The 16,345-nt window shown below is 66.3% G+C and carries 20 protein-coding genes; 10 read left to right on the forward strand and 10 right to left on the reverse strand.

What is annotated here, in order from left to right; genetic code table 11:
• Positions 1 to 38 precede the first annotated feature (38 nt).
• Positions 39 to 1,628: a fatty-acid--CoA ligase FadD5 gene (gene fadD5, locus ACNQR1_RS01695; protein WP_418043578.1), complete on the reverse strand. Its 1,590-nt coding sequence runs from the start codon at positions 1,626 to 1,628 to the stop codon at positions 39 to 41.
• A gap of 126 nt (positions 1,629 to 1,754) precedes the next feature.
• On the opposite strand from fadD5, the gene ACNQR1_RS01700 reads away from it, so the two are divergent.
• From ACNQR1_RS01700 to ACNQR1_RS01710, 3 genes are all read left to right on the forward strand, one after another.
• A complete protein-coding gene (locus tag ACNQR1_RS01700) occupies positions 1,755 to 2,447 on the forward strand; it encodes a GntR family transcriptional regulator (RefSeq protein ID WP_418043580.1) in 693 nt (230 codons plus the stop codon).
• Between the two features lie 311 nt (positions 2,448 to 2,758).
• Positions 2,759 to 2,908 carry a hypothetical protein gene (locus tag ACNQR1_RS01705; RefSeq protein WP_418043582.1) on the forward strand — a complete coding sequence of 50 codons (150 nt, stop codon included), beginning with the start codon at positions 2,759 to 2,761 and terminating at the stop codon, positions 2,906 to 2,908.
• Positions 2,909 to 2,912: 4 nt separating this feature from the next.
• The gene (locus ACNQR1_RS01710) at positions 2,913 to 3,215 is read left to right on the forward strand and encodes a hypothetical protein (protein WP_418043584.1); all 303 of its coding nucleotides are present in this window, start codon (positions 2,913 to 2,915) and stop codon (positions 3,213 to 3,215) included.
• On the opposite strand, the gene ACNQR1_RS01715 is transcribed toward ACNQR1_RS01710, so the two are convergent.
• Together ACNQR1_RS01715 and ACNQR1_RS01720 are read right to left on the reverse strand one after the other, a co-directional pair.
• Complete coding sequence (locus tag ACNQR1_RS01715; RefSeq protein WP_418043586.1) at positions 3,212 to 3,652, reverse strand: SRPBCC family protein; 441 nt, start codon at positions 3,650 to 3,652, stop codon at positions 3,212 to 3,214. The two genes, ACNQR1_RS01710 and ACNQR1_RS01715, sit on opposite strands and share 4 nt — an antisense overlap.
• On the reverse strand, positions 3,621 to 4,085 hold the full coding sequence (locus tag ACNQR1_RS01720) for an acyl-CoA thioesterase (RefSeq protein WP_418043588.1): 465 nt from the start codon (positions 4,083 to 4,085) through the stop codon (positions 3,621 to 3,623). Before ACNQR1_RS01720 ends, ACNQR1_RS01715 begins: the two co-directional genes overlap by 32 nt.
• Before the next feature lie 26 nt (positions 4,086 to 4,111).
• Here ACNQR1_RS01720 and ACNQR1_RS01725 point away from each other — a divergent pair, with 26 nt between their 5' ends.
• Positions 4,112 to 5,203 carry an alcohol dehydrogenase catalytic domain-containing protein gene (locus ACNQR1_RS01725; protein ID WP_418043590.1) on the forward strand — a complete coding sequence of 364 codons (1,092 nt, stop codon included), beginning with the start codon at positions 4,112 to 4,114 and terminating at the stop codon, positions 5,201 to 5,203.
• Here ACNQR1_RS01725 and ACNQR1_RS01730 read toward each other — a convergent pair.
• Both ACNQR1_RS01730 and ACNQR1_RS01735 read right to left on the reverse strand, forming a co-directional pair.
• Positions 5,200 to 6,918, reverse strand: a complete 1,719-nt coding sequence (locus ACNQR1_RS01730; RefSeq protein WP_418043592.1) for an acyl-CoA dehydrogenase — start codon at positions 6,916 to 6,918, stop codon at positions 5,200 to 5,202. The two genes, ACNQR1_RS01725 and ACNQR1_RS01730, sit on opposite strands and share 4 nt — an antisense overlap.
• A gap of 9 nt (positions 6,919 to 6,927) precedes the next feature.
• Positions 6,928 to 7,812 (reverse strand): sigma-70 family RNA polymerase sigma factor, encoded by an 885-nt coding sequence (locus ACNQR1_RS01735; protein ID WP_418043594.1) that lies wholly within the window; start codon positions 7,810 to 7,812, stop codon positions 6,928 to 6,930.
• A gap of 80 nt (positions 7,813 to 7,892) precedes the next feature.
• Between ACNQR1_RS01735 and ACNQR1_RS01740 the strand changes: the two genes are divergently transcribed.
• Positions 7,893 to 8,273 carry a DoxX family protein gene (locus ACNQR1_RS01740; protein WP_418043596.1) on the forward strand — a complete coding sequence of 127 codons (381 nt, stop codon included), beginning with the start codon at positions 7,893 to 7,895 and terminating at the stop codon, positions 8,271 to 8,273.
• On the opposite strand, the gene ACNQR1_RS01745 is transcribed toward ACNQR1_RS01740, so the two are convergent.
• Positions 8,266 to 9,039: an SDR family oxidoreductase gene (locus tag ACNQR1_RS01745; protein WP_418043598.1), complete on the reverse strand. Its 774-nt coding sequence runs from the start codon at positions 9,037 to 9,039 to the stop codon at positions 8,266 to 8,268. The two genes, ACNQR1_RS01740 and ACNQR1_RS01745, sit on opposite strands and share 8 nt — an antisense overlap.
• 3 nt (positions 9,040 to 9,042) lie before the next feature.
• Positions 9,043 to 9,720 (reverse strand): TetR/AcrR family transcriptional regulator, encoded by a 678-nt coding sequence (locus ACNQR1_RS01750; protein WP_418043600.1) that lies wholly within the window; start codon positions 9,718 to 9,720, stop codon positions 9,043 to 9,045.
• A gap of 126 nt (positions 9,721 to 9,846) precedes the next feature.
• Between ACNQR1_RS01750 and ACNQR1_RS01755 the strand changes: the two genes are divergently transcribed.
• Entirely contained in the window at positions 9,847 to 9,957 is a 111-nt protein-coding gene (locus ACNQR1_RS01755; protein ID WP_003883225.1) for a hypothetical protein, read from the forward strand.
• Here ACNQR1_RS01755 and ACNQR1_RS01760 read toward each other — a convergent pair whose 3' ends face one another.
• The gene (locus ACNQR1_RS01760; protein ID WP_418043602.1) at positions 9,958 to 10,485 is read right to left on the reverse strand and encodes a CGNR zinc finger domain-containing protein; all 528 of its coding nucleotides are present in this window, start codon (positions 10,483 to 10,485) and stop codon (positions 9,958 to 9,960) included.
• 85 nt (positions 10,486 to 10,570) lie between these two features.
• On the opposite strand from ACNQR1_RS01760, the gene ACNQR1_RS01765 reads away from it, so the two are divergent.
• Genes ACNQR1_RS01765 through ACNQR1_RS01775 form a run of 3 tightly spaced genes read left to right on the forward strand, consistent with a single transcriptional unit; the run spans position 10,571 to position 13,088 of the window.
• On the forward strand, positions 10,571 to 11,434 hold the full coding sequence (locus ACNQR1_RS01765) for an alpha/beta fold hydrolase (protein WP_418043604.1): 864 nt from the start codon (positions 10,571 to 10,573) through the stop codon (positions 11,432 to 11,434).
• Complete coding sequence (locus tag ACNQR1_RS01770) at positions 11,434 to 12,111, forward strand: haloacid dehalogenase type II (RefSeq protein ID WP_418043606.1); 678 nt, start codon at positions 11,434 to 11,436, stop codon at positions 12,109 to 12,111. The genes ACNQR1_RS01765 and ACNQR1_RS01770 overlap by 1 nt, the downstream gene beginning before the upstream one ends.
• Entirely contained in the window at positions 12,108 to 13,088 is a 981-nt protein-coding gene (locus tag ACNQR1_RS01775) for a zinc-binding alcohol dehydrogenase family protein (protein WP_418043608.1), read from the forward strand. The genes ACNQR1_RS01770 and ACNQR1_RS01775 overlap by 4 nt, the downstream gene beginning before the upstream one ends.
• Before the next feature lie 141 nt (positions 13,089 to 13,229).
• Here ACNQR1_RS01775 and ACNQR1_RS01780 read toward each other — a convergent pair whose 3' ends face one another.
• A complete protein-coding gene (locus ACNQR1_RS01780; protein WP_418043610.1) occupies positions 13,230 to 14,018 on the reverse strand; it encodes an ABC transporter ATP-binding protein in 789 nt (262 codons plus the stop codon).
• Entirely contained in the window at positions 13,999 to 15,030 is a 1,032-nt protein-coding gene (locus ACNQR1_RS01785) for a glycine betaine ABC transporter substrate-binding protein (protein ID WP_418043612.1), read from the reverse strand. Before ACNQR1_RS01785 ends, ACNQR1_RS01780 begins: the two co-directional genes overlap by 20 nt.
• A gap of 113 nt (positions 15,031 to 15,143) precedes the next feature.
• On the opposite strand from ACNQR1_RS01785, the gene ACNQR1_RS01790 reads away from it, so the two are divergent.
• Positions 15,144 to 16,325: an RNA-guided endonuclease InsQ/TnpB family protein gene (locus ACNQR1_RS01790; RefSeq protein ID WP_418043614.1), complete on the forward strand. Its 1,182-nt coding sequence runs from the start codon at positions 15,144 to 15,146 to the stop codon at positions 16,323 to 16,325.
• Positions 16,326 to 16,345: the final 20 nt, after the last annotated feature.

Consider the following 16,345-nt stretch of genomic DNA (forward strand, 5'->3'; position numbering starts at 1 on the left):
AAACCGTTGACGCTGAGTTAATTTCGCAAACGTCAACCCTATTGGGCGTTGATGGGGGACCCGAACCGTTCCCTGAGTTCGGTCTTGAGCACCTTGCCCGACGGGTTGCGGGGCAGCGCATCGACAACCTCGAGCGCCTTCGGATGCTTGTACCGCGCCAGGCGTTCGGTGAGGAAGCCGTCCAGATCCCCGAGATTCAGTGCGTCGCCCCGGGTGAGGGCCACCACCGCAACCGGGACCTCGCCCCACTTCTCGTCATGGCGGCCGATGACCGCGACCTCGGTGATGGCGGGGTGACCCGCGAGGACGTTCTCGACCTCGGCGCAGTAGATGTTCTCGCCGCCGGAGATGATCATGTCCTTCTTGCGGTCGACGACCCAGATGTAGCCCTCCTCGTCCTGACGGACGAGATCACCGGAGTGGAACCAGCCGCCGGCGAACGCCTCGGCGGTGGCCTTGGGGTTGTTCCAGTAGCCCGCCATCAAAGTTGGGGCGCGGTAGACGATCTCGCCGACGTCGCCGACAGGGACGTCGTTCATGTTCTCGTCGACGATGCGGGCCGAGACGGTGGGGATGACCTGCCCGACCGAACCGAGCTTGCGAATTGCGTCGTCCGCCAACAACATACAGGTAACCGGAGACATCTCGGTCTGACCGAAGGCAGCGAGGATCTGGCTGCCGGGGAACGTCTCGGCCATCGCCCGTAGCAACGTGTCCGAAGCCGGCGCGGCACCCCATGACAGGGCCCGCAGGCAGAGATCGCGCGGATTGGCTTTCTGCTCAGCGCAAACCGCCTGCCACTGTGCAGGCACCAGGAAGATGGCGGTGACCTTCTCTGCCGCCAGGACGTCGAGCAACGCACCCGGGTCGAACGCGCCGAGCGGGTAGATGACCGTCGGCAGGCCGAGCGTCAGACCCGTGTTCACGTTTCCCGCGACACCGGCGATGTGGAACAGCGGGACACCGATGAAGCCGACATCGTTGTTGATGTCGACACCCGTGGTGAACAAGTTGGTCATGCCCTGCCCGACCAGGTTGTTGTGCGTCAGCACCGCGCCCTTGGGCCTGCCGGTGGTACCCGAGGTGTACATGATCAGCGCGGGGGCATCGCTGGGGATGTCAACCGGTTGTGCGGGCTCACCGTCTTCGGCGATCAGGTCCTCGTAGCCCAGGACGCCGTCTTCTGAAGGCGCGTCGGCCACGATGACCGTCGACAGCGTGGCATCGAGATCGCGTACCGCCGTGGCGACCCCGGCGAGCACTGGCTCGGTGACGATGACACGGGCCTCGCAGTCGCTGACCAGGAAGGCGACCTCGGGTGGAGTCATCCGGAAGTTCACCGGCACCGCGATGGCGCCGAGCTTGTTGGCCGCCAGCATCGCCTCGATGAACTCTGGCCGGTTCAGCATCAGGATCAGCACCCGGTCGCCGAAGCCGATTCCGCGCCTGCTCAGGGCGCCGGCCAGCCTGGTCACCCGGTGGTCGAGTTCGCGCCACGTGGTGGTGTGCCCCAGGAACCGCAGGGCGGTCTTGTCGGGCTGCATCAGGGCATGCCGGGTCAGTTGATTGGCCCAGTTCTGACGACGGGCCAGGTATGGCTGCTCAGTGGGGAACGGCTCGGCAGTCAACGGATCTGTACTCCATCGGTATCGAGTTGCACGAATTTTATATTTGATCAAACATGGGGTTGCCCCGGTCACACTATGGCCTCGGCGCCTCGGCGACAAGCCCACCAGAAAGGCGACCGGATTCGCGTGAATGCACCTGCCAGAACGGCCGTGCAACGCCGTCGCGGAGGACGGCGCGAGCAACTTTCCGACGAGGTTGCCGCGCAACTGCGAGCCGAGATCATGACCGGGGTGCTGAGGCCCGGGACCTTCATCCGGCTCGACGAGACCGCCGCGGCACTCGGGGTGAGCATCACTCCGGTGCGGGAGGCGCTGCGCACCCTGCGCGGCGAGGGCATGGTGCAGTTGGAGCCGAACCGCGGACACGTCGTCGTGCCCCTGACCCGGGCCGACGTCGAGGACATCTTCTGGCTGCAGGCCACCATCGCGCGCAAGCTGGCCGCCACCGCCACCGCCCGCATCACCTCGGCCCAGATCGACGAGCTGGAGCAGCTCAACGCCGAGCTCGCGGCGGCGGTCGAGGAGCAGGACCCCGTGGCGATCTCGTCAGCCGAGTTCACCTTCCACCGGGCCTTCAACCACGCCAGCGGCCGGATCAAGCTGGCCTGGTTCCTGCTGCACGTCGCGCGGTACCTGCCCGCCCTGATCTATTCGACCGATCCGAAGTGGGGCTCCGAGGCCGTCGAGAATCACCGGTTGCTGATCGAGGCGCTGCGCCGACGCGATTCGGAGGCCGCGGTCGAGCTCAACGCCAACCAGTTCACCGACGCCGCCCAGCGGCTGATCGCGCGGTTGAACGACATCGGGATGTGGGACTGACGGCTGAGTGCTCAGCTCCAGGGTGTCAGGCATCCGGCGCCGGTGCCCGCGTCGGCGCGTCGGCGCGGCTTTGCCGGTGTGTCGTGTCGCGAAATCGATGTCCGACCTGCCCGGCTGTCAGCGACAATCGAGCGACAATCGCCTCAGGCACACCGTTGGCATCTCCGGTCACAGATGCCATCCATACTCGCGTCACTCCAGGCAAAGCCAACCCCATGCGTAACGCTTTTCGGGTTGCCCGACTATCAGCGACAGAGTCGCTGTTAGTCGGGCATTGAACAACTGAGGCACGCGATGCCAGAGGTGCGGTAGTGGCAAAAACGTTCAGCGACAACGGGTTTGACGAGGCGTATGATGCCGAAGTGGCGATTGTCGCTGGATTGTCGCTCGCTGCCGGGCACATCGGGTATCCGCCCGAAATCGGCGAACGGGGGGACTGTCATACCCTGCTGGCACCGTGACGCCATGGCGGACAAACTCCTACTGCGGGGCACCAACCTCCGTTACGTGCTCACCATGCAGCTACTGCAGCACGGCCCACAATCGGTCGCCGATCTGGTGGACGCCCTCGAGGATCAGGGGTTCACGACCGGCGGGCGCCCGTCGAAGGCGATCTCCGACGCCCTGCGATGGGAGATGAACCACGGCCGGGTCTATCGGGTCAGGCACGGCCGATATCGCCCAGCCGAGATGCCACGGGCCACCGAGTACCGCATCCGCAACCGCGTGCTGGAGTTGCGGGCGGCAGCGGCCGACCGCGCGGCCTAGGCCGACAGCTGCTGCACCCTGCCGACGAGGGCATTGGCCAGGTGATCCAGGGTGTCGCCGATGAGCTTCTTGACCATCATGGCCGGGATCGGCAGCTTGACCTCGACCTCGAGATCGACCTGAAGCAGCGTGTTGTCCGGGCCCAGCGGAACGACGGAGAAGCGCTGCTCCTGCTTGGTGAAGTGGTCGCCCTGCTGCAGCACGGTGTAGATCTGGTTCTCGGCGGGGTAGTAGACCGCGTTGATGAAGGTGCCGGACTGACCCTGGATCTCGACGTCCATACGCAGCTGGCTGGGCCGGCCGTCGTCGTAGCGGGCCAGGATCCAGCAGCCCTTGATCTCGGGGTTCCACTGCGGATAGGCCTCGAAATCGCCGACGATCGCCATGATCTTCTCGGCAGGGGCATCAACCTCGACGGTCTTGCTCACGAGTGGCATCCGGCGAGCATATCGACTGCAGCAGATCGCGGATCACGTCGGGAATCGGTACCGGACGTCGCGAGGTCCGATCGACATAGACATGTACCCAATGGCCGACCGCCGCGACCGGCCCATCCGGCTCGAACAATCCGAGCCGGTAGGTGACGCTGCTGTTCCCCAAGCGGGCCACCGCCAGACCGACGACCAACGGGTCGGGGAACTTCAGCTCGGCGAAGTAGCGGCATCCGGACTCGGCGACCACACCCAGCCACGGGGCGTTGACCGGATCGACGTCGCAGTTGGTGTTGATCCAGGCGTTGATCGCGGTGTCGAACAGCTCGTAATACACCGCGTTGTTGAGGTGGCCGAACATGTCGTTGTCCGTCCATCGGGTCAGCACCGGCCAGTGCAGCGGAAAGTCCGCGCGGGTCAATTCGGCTCCGTCGGTCATTCCGGAAGTCTGACAGGCTGGTCACCATGGAGATCCGCGGAGCCGTCCTCGAGCACATCGGCCTGTCCCGCCCGTACGCCGAGTCCCGACCCATCCGGGTCAGCGACCTCGACCTCGCCGAACCCGGTCCGGGCGAACTGCTGGTGCGCATCGAGGCCGCGGGGCTGTGCCACTCCGATCTGTCTGTGGTCGACGGCAATCGGGTACGCCCGGTCCCGATGCTGCTGGGGCATGAAGCCGCCGGAATCGTCGAAGCGGGAGACACCGATCTGCCGGTGGGCCAACGAGTGGTGATGACGTTCCTGCCGCGCTGCGGGGAGTGCACCGCGTGTGCCACCGACGGGCTGACACCGTGCGGTCCCGGATCGGCCGCCAACGGCGCGGGCACGTTGATGAACGGCGACATCCGGCTGACCCGCGACGGCCGGCCGGTGTTCCACCACCTCGGGGTATCCGGGTTCGCCACCTATGCCGTCGTCGACCGCCGGTCGGTCGTGCCCGTCCCCGGTGACGTCCCCGCCACGGTGGCCTCGCTGTTGGGTTGTGCGGTGCTCACCGGTGGCGGCGCGGTGCTCAACGTGGGCACGCCGCGGCCAGGCCAGACCGTGGCAGTGGTCGGCCTGGGAGGCGTCGGCATGGCCGCCGCCCTGACCGCACTGGCCCATGACGGTGTCCGCGTCATCGGCGTGGACCAGCTGCCCGACAAGCTGGCCCGGGCCCGCGAGCTCGGCGTGCACGAGGCCTACACCCCCGAGCAGGCCGCTGACCTCAAGGCCGACGTGGTGATCGAAGCCGCAGGCCACCCCGCCGCACTGGAGACCTCGATCGCGATCACCGGGCCGGGCGGGCGGACGATCACCGTCGGCCTGCCCCGTCCGGATGCCCGAATCTCTGTGTCGCCGTTGGGTTTCGTGGCCGAGGGCCGGTCGCTGATCGGCAGCTACCTGGGCTCGGCTGTGCCGGCCCGCGACATCCCGCGATTCGTCGAACTCTGGCGGGCCGGCCGGCTGCCGGTGGAATCCCTGGTGTCCGACACGATCACCCTCGACGAGATCAACACCGGCATGGACGCCCTCGCCGAGGGGCGAGCCGTGCGGCAGATCATCGAGTTCGGTTAGAACCAGCTGTCGCGCATTTCCAGCGTGGTGCGGTCCAGGCTCTCCAGCAGATCCAATTGCGGTGCGGTCTTGGGCAGTTCGTAGCGGAAGAAGTACCGCGCGGCCTGCCGCTTACCGTCGTAGAAATCCCCGGTCCGGTCTTCGGTGGCCAGGAACTGCTCCAGCCAGATCCACGCCACCACGATGTGCCCGAACGCCTCGAGATACACCGCGCTGTTGGCCATCGCGGTCTCGACGTCGCCGGAGGCGAACATCGCGCCGGTGACCGCGACCAGCCGCTGCCAGGACTCGTCCAGCTGAGCGCCCAACTCAGGAGCCGCGCCCTTGGCCTGCGAGACGGCTGCCCCGATCCGCTCACCCAATGCCGCCAGGCCGGCGCCGGCGTTCTGGGTCACCTTGCGGCCCAACAGGTCCAGGCTCTGAATACCGTGGGTGCCCTCGTGGATGGGGTTGAGCCGGTTGTCGCGGTAGTGCTGCTCGACGTCGTACTCGCGGGTGTAGCCGTAGCCGCCGTGAACCTGGATGGCCAGGCTGTTGGCCTCCACACACCATTGCGACGGCCAGCTCTTGGCGACCGGGGTGAGGATGTCGAGCACGGCGGTGTCATCGGCGGACCCCGTATCCACCAGCTTGGCGCAATAGAGCGCCAGCGCCAGCCCGCCCTCGACATAGGCCTTCTGCGCCAGAAGCATTCGCTTGACATCGGCATGCTCGATGATGGGCACCTGTGGCGTCGACGGGTCCTTGACGCCCAGCGGCCTGCCCTGCGGACGCTCGCGTGCGTACTCCAGCGACTTGAGGTAGCCGGTGTACCCCAGCGCAACCGCACCCATCCCGACGCCGAGGCGGGCCTCGTTCATCATGTGGAACATGTAGACGATGCCCCGGTGCGGCTCCCCGACCAGGTAGCCGACCGCACCGTCGAAGTTGAGCACGGTGTTGGTGATACCGCGTTGCCCCATCTTGTGATTGAGCCCGGAGATGGCCACGCCGTTGCGGCTTCCGTCGTCCAGGTACTTGGGCACGATGAACAGGGAAATGCCCTTGGTTCCGGCCGGCCCGCCGGGAATCTTGGCCAGCACCAGGTTGACGATGTTCTCGGTCATCTCGTGCTCGGCGCCCGAGATCCACATCTTCGACCCGAACACCCGATAGCTGCCGTCAGGCTGCGGTTCGGCACGCGTGGTGATATCGGCCAGGGACGATCCGGCCTGGGTCTCCGACAACGCCATGGTTCCCGAGAACCGGCCGGCCAGCATGGGTTTGACGAACCGCTCGATCTGCTCGGCCGAGCCGAAACGCGCCAGCAGGTTGGCGTTGGCGATGGTGAGCATCAGATAACCCGACGTCGACACGTTCGCCGCAGCGATCCAGGCGAACGCTGCCTGCGCGACGGTGACCGGCAGTTGCGCACCACCGAGCTCGTCGTCGAAACCCATCGCGATCAGGTCGGCCGCCGCGAACGCGTCCCAGGCCTCTTTCACGTCGGGGATCAGGGTGACGGTCTGCCCGTCGAACGTGGGCTCATTCGCATCGCTGAGCTTGTTGTGCGGCGCGAAGTAGCGGGTCGCGAGTTGTTCGCACAGGACAAGCACCCCGTCGAAGGTTTCGCGGGAGTGCTCGGTGAACCGGTCCAGCTTCGTGAGCTTTTCGACGTCGAGCCATTCGTAGAGCAAAAAGTCCAGGTCGCGCCGGGACAGGATGGTCGACTTCATGCGGCCAGGTTAATCGTCGGCGGGCGGCCGGGGCAGCGACATCCGGGCCAGCCGTGCCGGGTCGACGATCGACACGATCCCGACCAGCCGGCCCCCTTCGACAGAGCACGCCATGACGCCGAGCGGACGTCCCTTCGGTCCCCACGCCAGGATCCCCGGCTCACCGTTGACCGACACCCTCCGGGCGATGACGCGGGTCCCCTGGCCCCGGCGGACCGCGGCGACGACGGCATCCGATCCGGTTCCGCCGGTCACTCCGGCGGAGGTGTACCGCTGCCAGCTGACGTCGGGATCCAGCACGCGCAGAAGTGCGTCGAAATCGCCCTCCCTGGCCGCGGTCAGGAAGGCGTCGACGACCTCACGCTGCTGCTGTTTCCGGCGGCGATCCCCGGTGGGCGGCGGCACGTCCTGCACCTTCCGGCGCGCACGGCTGGCCAGCATCTTGGCCGCGTCGCTCGACCTGTCGAGGATCTGCCCGATCTCGGCGAACGGCACCGCGAACATGTCGTGCAGGACGAAGGCGAGACGCTCGTCCGGGCGCAGCGATCCGAGCACGACGAGCATCGCCAGGCCGACCGAGTCCGCGAGGACCGCGGCGTCCTCCGGGGAGTCGACGTCTTCGGTGATGACCAGTTCGGGAAGGTCGGCGGTTGTGGTCACCTGGTCGCGACTGCTGCGCGACCGCAGCGTGTCGATACAGATCCGGCCCACCACGGTGGTCAGCCACCCGGCGACGTTGTCGATCGAGTCCGCGTCCTGGCGGGACAGGCGTAGCCACGCTTCCTGGACGGCGTCCTCGGCGTCCGCCTGGGATCCGAGGACCCGGTGGGCGACCGCGAGCAGCCGCGGGCGCTGTTCTTCGAATGTCTGCGCCAGTGATCCCTCGGGCGTCATCGGTTACCTCTCGTCGCGCGGATCCGTCATAAGGGTGACGAGCCGGCGGGGCTCGACGTAACCACGAAACGGAGCGAGGAATGCACATCACCCTCTGGATCATCACCATCGTCGCCGCTGCGGCCTACGCCGCGGGCGGGACCACCATGCTCTTGATGTCGCGGGAGCGATACCGGGCGATGGGCAGCACCCAGCACTGGGTCGACGAGTTCGGTGACGGTCACCTCAAGGCGATCGGGACCATCAAGCTGGTCGGCGCGATCGGCCTGGTGCTACCCGTCGCGACGGGTATCGCACCGGTGCTCACCCCGGTGGCCGCCTGCGGCCTGGCGCTTTTCATGGCCGGTGCGGCGACGACCAGATTCCGCCGCAGCGAGTGGCTCTACATGGCCGGCGACGTGCTCTATCTCGGGGTGTTCGCCTTCTTGGCCTGGGGCTGGTTCACCCTGCCCGTCACCTGATGGTGCTCACGCCGCCGTCGACAGGGATGACCGCGCCGGTGATGTAGGCGCTGGCCCGGCTGGCCAGGAACACCGAGATGCCGGCGATGTCGTCGGGCTGCCCGATGCGACCCAAGGGAAGAACGGCACCTACCTCTTCCGAGCCGGCGCGCAGCATCTCCTTGGTCATGCGGGATTCGAACAGGCCCGGGGCGATCGCGTTGACCAGAATTCGCGGGGCCAGTTCACCGGCGAGGTGGCGGGTCAGCATGTGCACGGCCGCTTTGCTGGCGCTGTAGGAGAAGTTGTCCCGGCCCTTCTCCGGCGCGACGATGCCGTCGATGCTGCCGGTGTTGATGACACGGGCCGGATCCTCTTCGGTGGCAGCGGCATTCAGCAATGGGGTCAGCGCGCGGGTCAGCAGGAACACGCCTTTGACGTTGACGTCGTAGACCTTGTCGAACCCGGACTCCGGGAACTCTTCGTACGGTGCGCCCCAGGCTGCGCCCGCGTTGTTGAACAGTGCGTGGATCGCGTCCTCGCGCCCGGTGACGGCCGCGGTGAGCGCGGCGACCCCTTCGGCGGTCCCGAGATCAGCAGGTACCGCGGACACCTGCCCGAGCGGGGACAACGCCTCCACCGCCGCGTTGAGTTCAGGTTCCTTGCGGCTCGAGATGTACACCGACGCCCCGGCCTGCAGCAGGCCACGGGCCATCATCAGGCCGATGCCGCGGCCGCCTCCGGTGACGACGGCGACCTTGCCGTCCAGTCGGAACAGATCGGTCATGCTCTAGGCCTTCTCTTCGATCTCGACACCGAGCGGGGATTCGGTGCGGACTGCCTCGTCGCGGATCAGCCCGCGGAGCAGCGCCGTGCTGAACTCGACGGCGATCTCCTGGGCACTCCGTCGGCCGTGCGGCCGCAGCCAGCGGTAGGAGCCGAGCGTCATGCCGATGTAGCCCAGAGCCAGAACATGGGAGTCGCAGTCGTAGAACTCACCGCTGGCGATGCCACGGTCGATCACGTCGCGGACATGCTCGTAGACCTGTGTCTCGGCCCGCCGGATGTAGGCCACCTGCTCCTCGGTGAACCACTCCGCGATGTACGGGCCCTCCTGGAAGTACACCGCGGCCCGCTCCAGGTCGTTGGCGATACCGACCATCAGCCGCCGGGTGAAGTTGTAGATGGTCTCCCGCGCCGAGGCGGTCGGGTCATCGTGCAGCGCCTCGACGGTGAAGTCGGCGGTGCCCTTGTAGATGTCGTAGAGGATCAGCGACTTACTGGAGTAGTAGTGATAGACCGTGGCCTTGTTCAGTCCGACAGCCTCGGCGACGTCGTCCATCCGGGTGCCGTGATAGCCGCGGGCAGCGAACAGTTTGGCCGCGACGGTCAGCAGCTCGTCGCGGCGGGACGTCCCGTTGGCAGCCGCGCCTCCGCGGCCCCGGCCGCCCTCTGCATCGGATGACATAGCACACTCACTATCAGCATCGCCCGGACCTTGCCCAGGAAATCAATCAACTAGATGGTTGAAGAGTGTAGGCAATTCTCTTCGCGGCCCTGTTCCCCCCTTGCCTACTGCGTCTAGACTCCGGGCATGGATCCGAATCCTGACTACGACCTCAGCGACGAGAGCGACTTCTTCTTTCCGTGGCTGGCCTGGGGTCTGCGCGGCGTCTACCCGCCGCCCGCCTATCCCCCGGTGTAATCAGGACTGTTCGCCACTCTCCGCAGTCCTGGCACGCTGGTGATGCCGGCGCGCCTTCATGCGATTTCCGCAGGTAGCCATCGAACACCAGCGAGCGGTGTTCGGCTTGCTGCGATCGACCAGGAACAACCGGCAGTCCGGATTCCCACACGCGCGTAGCCGCCCCGGGCTCCCGACCCGTAGCGCATCCCACGCCAGGATGGCCCGCAGTGCCCCGTGCCGCGCGTCGTCGGCATCGATGTGCCAGCTCAATCCTTCCGGCGTGGCGCGTGCCCGTAGCACCGCCTCCTCGATGAACGGCTGGAGCGCGACCGCCGTCTCGGTCCCGCGCACCACAGCCTGAAGCACGTTCCGGGCTGCGACCAGGTCTGCCAGTTCGGCTTCGGTCGCCCCGTGCTCACGCAACCAGGCCCGCGCGGCGGTCCGTTCCTTCAGCACGTCGTATTGCATTCCCTCCACCACCGGCGTGGTGTTGAGGAGGTCGAGCAGCAGCGACTCGTCCGGCAGGCCAACCTCCATGAGCTTCATATCTAACCTCCAAATATCTATTGACAGGTTATGCCGACGGGCGTTAGATGTCACTAACCACTAAAACTAGTTATAGGAGTTAGTCATGACCGTTCACCATCGCTACGCCACCGTCGACGGGCAGCGCCTGTTCTACCGCGAGGCCGGAGCACCTGACGCACCGGCGATCGTCCTGCTGCACGGCTTCCCGACGAGCTCGTACATGTTCCGCGACCTCATCCCCCGGCTGGCCGAGCGCTACCACGTCATCGCGCCCGACCACCTTGGCTACGGCCACTCCGATGCCCCGGCGGCAGACGAATTCGACTACACCTTCGACGCACTGGCCGACCTCACCGAGGGACTGCTGACCCAGATCGGGGTGTCCCGGTACGCGATCTACGTCCAGGACTACGGCGCCCCGATCGGCTGGCGACTGGCCCTGCGGCATCCGGAAGCCATCACCGCGATCGTCAGCCAGAACGGCAACGGCTACGACGAAGGTTTCGTCGAGAGCTTCTGGACCGGGGTGTGGGCCTACCAGCGCGACCAGAACCCACAGACCGAGGCGGGAGTGCGGACCGCACTGAGCTTCGACGGCATCAAGTGGCAGTACCTGACGGGGGTCGCCGACGAAAGCCTGGTCAACCCGGACACCTGGGTGCACGACGCGGCGATGGTCTCGCGGCCGGGCAATGATCTGGTGCAGCTCAAACTGTTCCGGGATTACGCCACGAATGCTCCGCTGTACCCGTCGCTGCACGAATACCTGCGCACCAGCGAGGTTCCCGTGCTTGCCGTGTGGGGCGAAGGTGACCCGATCTTCGGTCCTGACGGTGCCCGGGCCTTCGCCAAGGATGCGGCGGACGCCGAGATCCACCTGCTCGACGGCGGACACTTCCTGCTGGAGACGCACGTCGACGAGGTCGCGCGCCTGATCGACGGCTTCCTGCAGCGCCGGGTCGCCTGATGAGGCCAGGGGTGCTGGTGTTCGACGTCAACGAGACACTGATCGACATCGATTCCCTGCGACCACATTTCGAGCGAATGTTCGGCGACCCTCAGGTGCTGCGTGAGTGGTTCGGCCAACTCGTGATGTATTCGATGGCCATCACGGTGTCGGGGCGATACAGCGACTTCTTCACTCTCGGTCAGGCCGTACTGCGGATGACCGCCGACATCCACCACGTGGATCTCGCCGAGGACGATCTCATCGCGCTCGCCCACGGCATGCGCACCATGCCGGCACACGACGATGTCGCCGAGGGTCTGCACCGACTCCACGACGGCGGCTATCGTCTTGTCACCCTGACGAATTCGCCACACGGCGACGAACCCACGCCCCTGGATCACGCCGGGCTGGCGGGCTTCTTCGAGCACCAGTTCACGGTCGGCACCCAACGCGTCTTCAAGCCGGCGCCGACGCTGTACACCGGCGTCGCCGACCACCTTGGGGTGGCGCCCTCGGACTGCATGATGGTCGCCGCCCACATGTGGGACACCCTGGGCGCCCAGGCCGCCGGATTCAGCGGGGCACTCATCACCCGCCCCGGCAACGCCGTGTTGCGGGCTCCTGATGTGCCCCAACCCAACGTCATCGCATCAGACCTCGTACAACTCAGCCACATTCTGGAGGAACAATCATGAGCACAATGCGCGCCATCGTTCTCGACGGCTTCGGCGGGCTCGACCATCTGGTGTATTCCGACATTCCCAAGCCCGAGCCGAAGGTCGGCGAAGTGGTCATCAAGATCAAGGGCTTCGGCATCAACCACGCCGAGATGCACATGCGCCGCGGCGAGTGGGCGGAAGCCGCACCGGTCAGCGGCATCGAATGCGTCGGCATCGTCGATTCGTGTCCCGGAGGCGAATTCCCGGTCGGCGCCAAGGTCGCCGCACTCATGGGCGGTCTGGGTCGCACCATCAACGGCAGCTACGCCGAGTACACCCGGGTACGTGCCGCGAACGTGGCGCTGATCGAGGCAGAGCTGCCGTGGGACCAACTGGCCGCCCTGCCCGAGACTTATGCGACGGCCTGGACCTGCCTGTTCCGCAACATCAACCTGCAGCCCGGCCAGACCCTGGTGATCCGCGGTGCGACATCGTCATTCGGCCAGGCCGCGGTCAAACTCGCCGTCAACGCGGGGGCCAGGGTCATCGCCACCACTCGCAGCGCCGAACGATTCGCGCTGCTGGAAGGTCTCGGTGTCGCCCGCGCAGAGAAGGAAGTGCCCGACCTGAGCGCCCACCTCGCCGAGTCCGGAGAGGTCGACGCGGTGCTCGACCTGGTCGGCAACAGCACGATCCTGGACTCCCTGGACATGCTGCGGCGCGGCGGGACCGCCTGCCTGGCAGGCTGGTTGGGTGGGCTCGACCCGATCCCCGACTTCAACCCGCTGCTGCGGATGGCCAGCGGCGTCAACCTGACGTTCTTCGGCAGCTTCGTGTTCGGCACACCCGGGTTCCCGCTGTCCGACGTGCCGTTGGGCGACATCGCCCGTCAGGTCGCCGACGGCGTGCTGGACGCCGCGCCGTCGCGGGTCTTCAGGTTCGACCAGATCCGCGAAGCGCATGAGGTCATGGAGTCAGGCGCCGCCGGCGGGAAGATGGTGGTGGTCGTCTGACCGCGACGTGTTCGAAGCGGCTCCGCCAAAAGTGACGCCAAGGTCGTTGACCGCGAAGGTTTACGACCCTGGCGTCAGTTTCGCGGCGGGATCAGGCCGCGGGGCTCAATTCGCGGCTAGGCCGCGGGGCTCAATTCGCGGCTAGGCCGCGGCGAGCTTGACGGCCTCACTCACGTCCGTCCGCAACTTGAGGTACTCCGGCGAGCGACGCAGTTCGTGCGCGTCGACGCCGGCCCGGGGCAGTTCGACCGGCAGGTCCAGCGCGATCTTCCCGGGTCGTCGCGTCAGCACGACGATCCGTGACCCGAGGAATGCGGCCTCGTCGGCGCTGTGCGTCACGAAAACCGTTGTCCGACCGGATTCCGCGCTCACCTGGCGGACATCCTCCTGCAACCGTTCGCGGGTCAGCGCATCGAGCGCCGCGAACGGCTCGTCCAACAGGAACAACGGGGTCTCGGCGGCCAGCGCCCGCGCGATCGCGACGCGCTGCTGCTGCCCGCCGCTGATCTCCCAGATCCTGCGTTTGGCGGTGCCCTCCAGGCCGACGCGTTCCAACAGTTCCTCGCGTCGCTCGGCGCGTCGCTCACGAGGCACGTCGGCGTACTTGAGCGCCAGGTCCACGTTGCCGCCGACGGTGCGCCACGGGAACAGCCGCGGCTGCTGGAACACCACGCCGGAGGTGACCCCGGGCGTCGGGCGGGCGCCGGATACCTCGACCTCGCCCTCCGACGGCGTCTCGAAGCCGGCGATCAGCCGCAGCAGGGTGCTCTTGCCGCATCCCGACGCCCCGACCAGGACCAGGAACGAGCCGGGATCGACGTCGAGATCCACCGGCCCCAGCGCGGTCACCTCCTCGGAGCCGCGCCCGTAGCGGTGGGCGACGTTCTTGATCTTCAGCGCGCCGGAGGCGTCACTGCTTGGCGATGACATCCGGCAACCCCTTCGTGTAGATGGCGTTCTTGAAGGTGTCCAACGGCGCAGCCTCGGGGATCTGCTTCTGATCTGCCAGGAACTGCGATGCGCTCTGCAGGTTGGCGGCGATGTTGCCCGGTGTGCCGTCACTACCCAGCCACTCGGGCGAGGCCACCTGGGCCGGCGTCAGGTAGACACCCTGCTTGAGTTGTCCGGCAACATCTTCCGGGCTGAGCCCGACCTCGGCCGCGATCGCCTTGGCCGCGGCCTGCGGGTCGTCCTTGATGACGTTCAGGGCGCGGGCCTGCTGCTGACGCCAGATGTCGACCACCTCGGGATGAGCGGCGGAGAAGTCGTCGGACACCGCGGCGAGGTCCAGCGTGGGCTTGCCGTCCTTGGCCAGCTGCCTGCTGGTGATCAGGTCCTTGCCGGTCTTGCGGAGCTGGTCCAGCGTGGGCAGCCAGCTGTAGGCCGCGGCGATGTCTCCGCGCTCCCAGGCCGCCAGAATGGCCTGCGGCTGCAGGTCGATCAACTGAACATCCTTGGCAGACAGTCCGTTCTGCGCCAGTGCGGCCAGCAGACTGTAATGCGCGGTGGACGCGAACGGGGTGGCGACCCGCTTGCCGCGCAGGTCGGCGATGGTGTTGACACCCGCGCCGTCACGGGCCACCAGGGCCTCGTTGTCACCGGCGACATCGAGCACGAAGGCCACCTTGTACGGAATGTTCAGCGGCGCCGACAAACCGCGGGCCACAGGGCTCGACCCCAGGGCGCCGAAGTCCAGTTCCTTGGCGATGAACGCGGTGTTCACGTCGGCCCCGGAGTCGAACTTGGTCCACTTGATGTTGTAGTCCGGCAGCGCCTCTTCGAGCCACTTGTTGTTCTTGACGATCAGGTCCCCGCTCGGAAAGGACTGGTAACCAAGGCGAATGGTGGGCTTCTGGGAGTTCTCCCCGGAGTGGTCCACCGCGCAGCCGGACACGGCCACCGCCGTTATCGCAAATGCAGCTAGTACGCCTTTGAATCTCAAGATGCTGTCCTTCCGGTTGGAAAACGTGGTCGGCGGTCCGGGAGCATGGCCCCGTCGCTGGGCAATGGGAGCGCTCGGGCGGAAATGTCGGTGGCGACGGCTAGCGTGCGGTTATGTCGCGGTTCCGGTTGTTGCCCAGCCCTGAGCAGGAGGGGGTTCTGCTGGCTCACTGCAGGGACGCGCGGTACGTGTGGAACCTGGCAGTCGAGCAACAGCGGCATTGGCAACGGGGCCGAAAGGCTCCCGGATATATCGCCCAATCGGCACAGTTGACGGAAGCGCGTGCTGAGTTTGAGTGGCTTCGAGCCGGGAGTCAGACGGTGCAGCAGCAGGCGTTGCGGGATTTTGCACAGGCAATGAAGAGTTTCTTCGGCGGTACGCACGGGCGTCCGACCTGGCGTAAGGCCAGTGTGTACGAAGGATTTCGGCAGATTGCAGTGCGGCCGCACCACATTGAGAAACTGAGCCGCAAATTTGGCCGAGTCTGGGTACCTAAGGTTGGTTGGGTTCGGTTTCGTCTCTCGCGTCCGGTGCCACGCGGCGTCAAGTCGTACCGGGTTACCCGTGATCGTTCGGGACGCTGGCATATCGCGTTCGCCCACATCCCCGACTCGATCGCGGGACCGAAAGACAGCAGTGTGGTCGGCATTGACCGTGGCGTCGTCGTCTCGGCCGCACTGTCCACCGGCGAGCTTCTGCACGCGCCGCGGCTCACCCTGGGAGAGTCGAGACGGTTGAAGAAACTGCAGCAACAGCTGGCGCGCTGCCAACGTGGCTCGAAACGTCGCGCGAGAACCAAGCGTGCGATTGCAAAGCTGAGAGCTCGCGAAGTCGATCGGAGAAAAGATTGGGTCGAGAAGACCACCACTGACCTCGCGCGGCGATTCGAGGTGATCAAAGTCGAGGCTCTCCATGTACGAGCCATGACGCGCTCCGCGCGCGGAACCCTCGACCGACCTGGCACTCGTGTATCCCACAAGCGTGGACTTAACCGCGAAATCAATCGAAGCGCCTGGGGAATGCTGACTAAACGTCTGCAGCACAAGGTGTTTGGTCGCCTCGAACGAGTGTCCGCAATGTATACGTCGCAACGTTGCTCCGCATGTGGGCACGTCGCACCCGGAAACCGCAAGAGCCAAGCGGTCTTCGAATGCGAAGCCTGCAATTCCGGCCGCTGCAACGCCGACGTCAACGCTGCACGCAACATCGCCGGACGGGCGGTGACAGCACGGGGAGACCTCGCCAGTAGGCGGTCTGCGAACCGTGAACCTCAATTCGTCACTCCTTCGGCCTAACCCGATGGATGCGATTGAAA

This window comes from Mycobacterium sp. 48b (genome assembly GCF_048282725.1).
In the GTDB taxonomy this organism is placed as follows: Bacteria; Actinomycetota; Actinomycetes; order Mycobacteriales; family Mycobacteriaceae; genus Mycobacterium.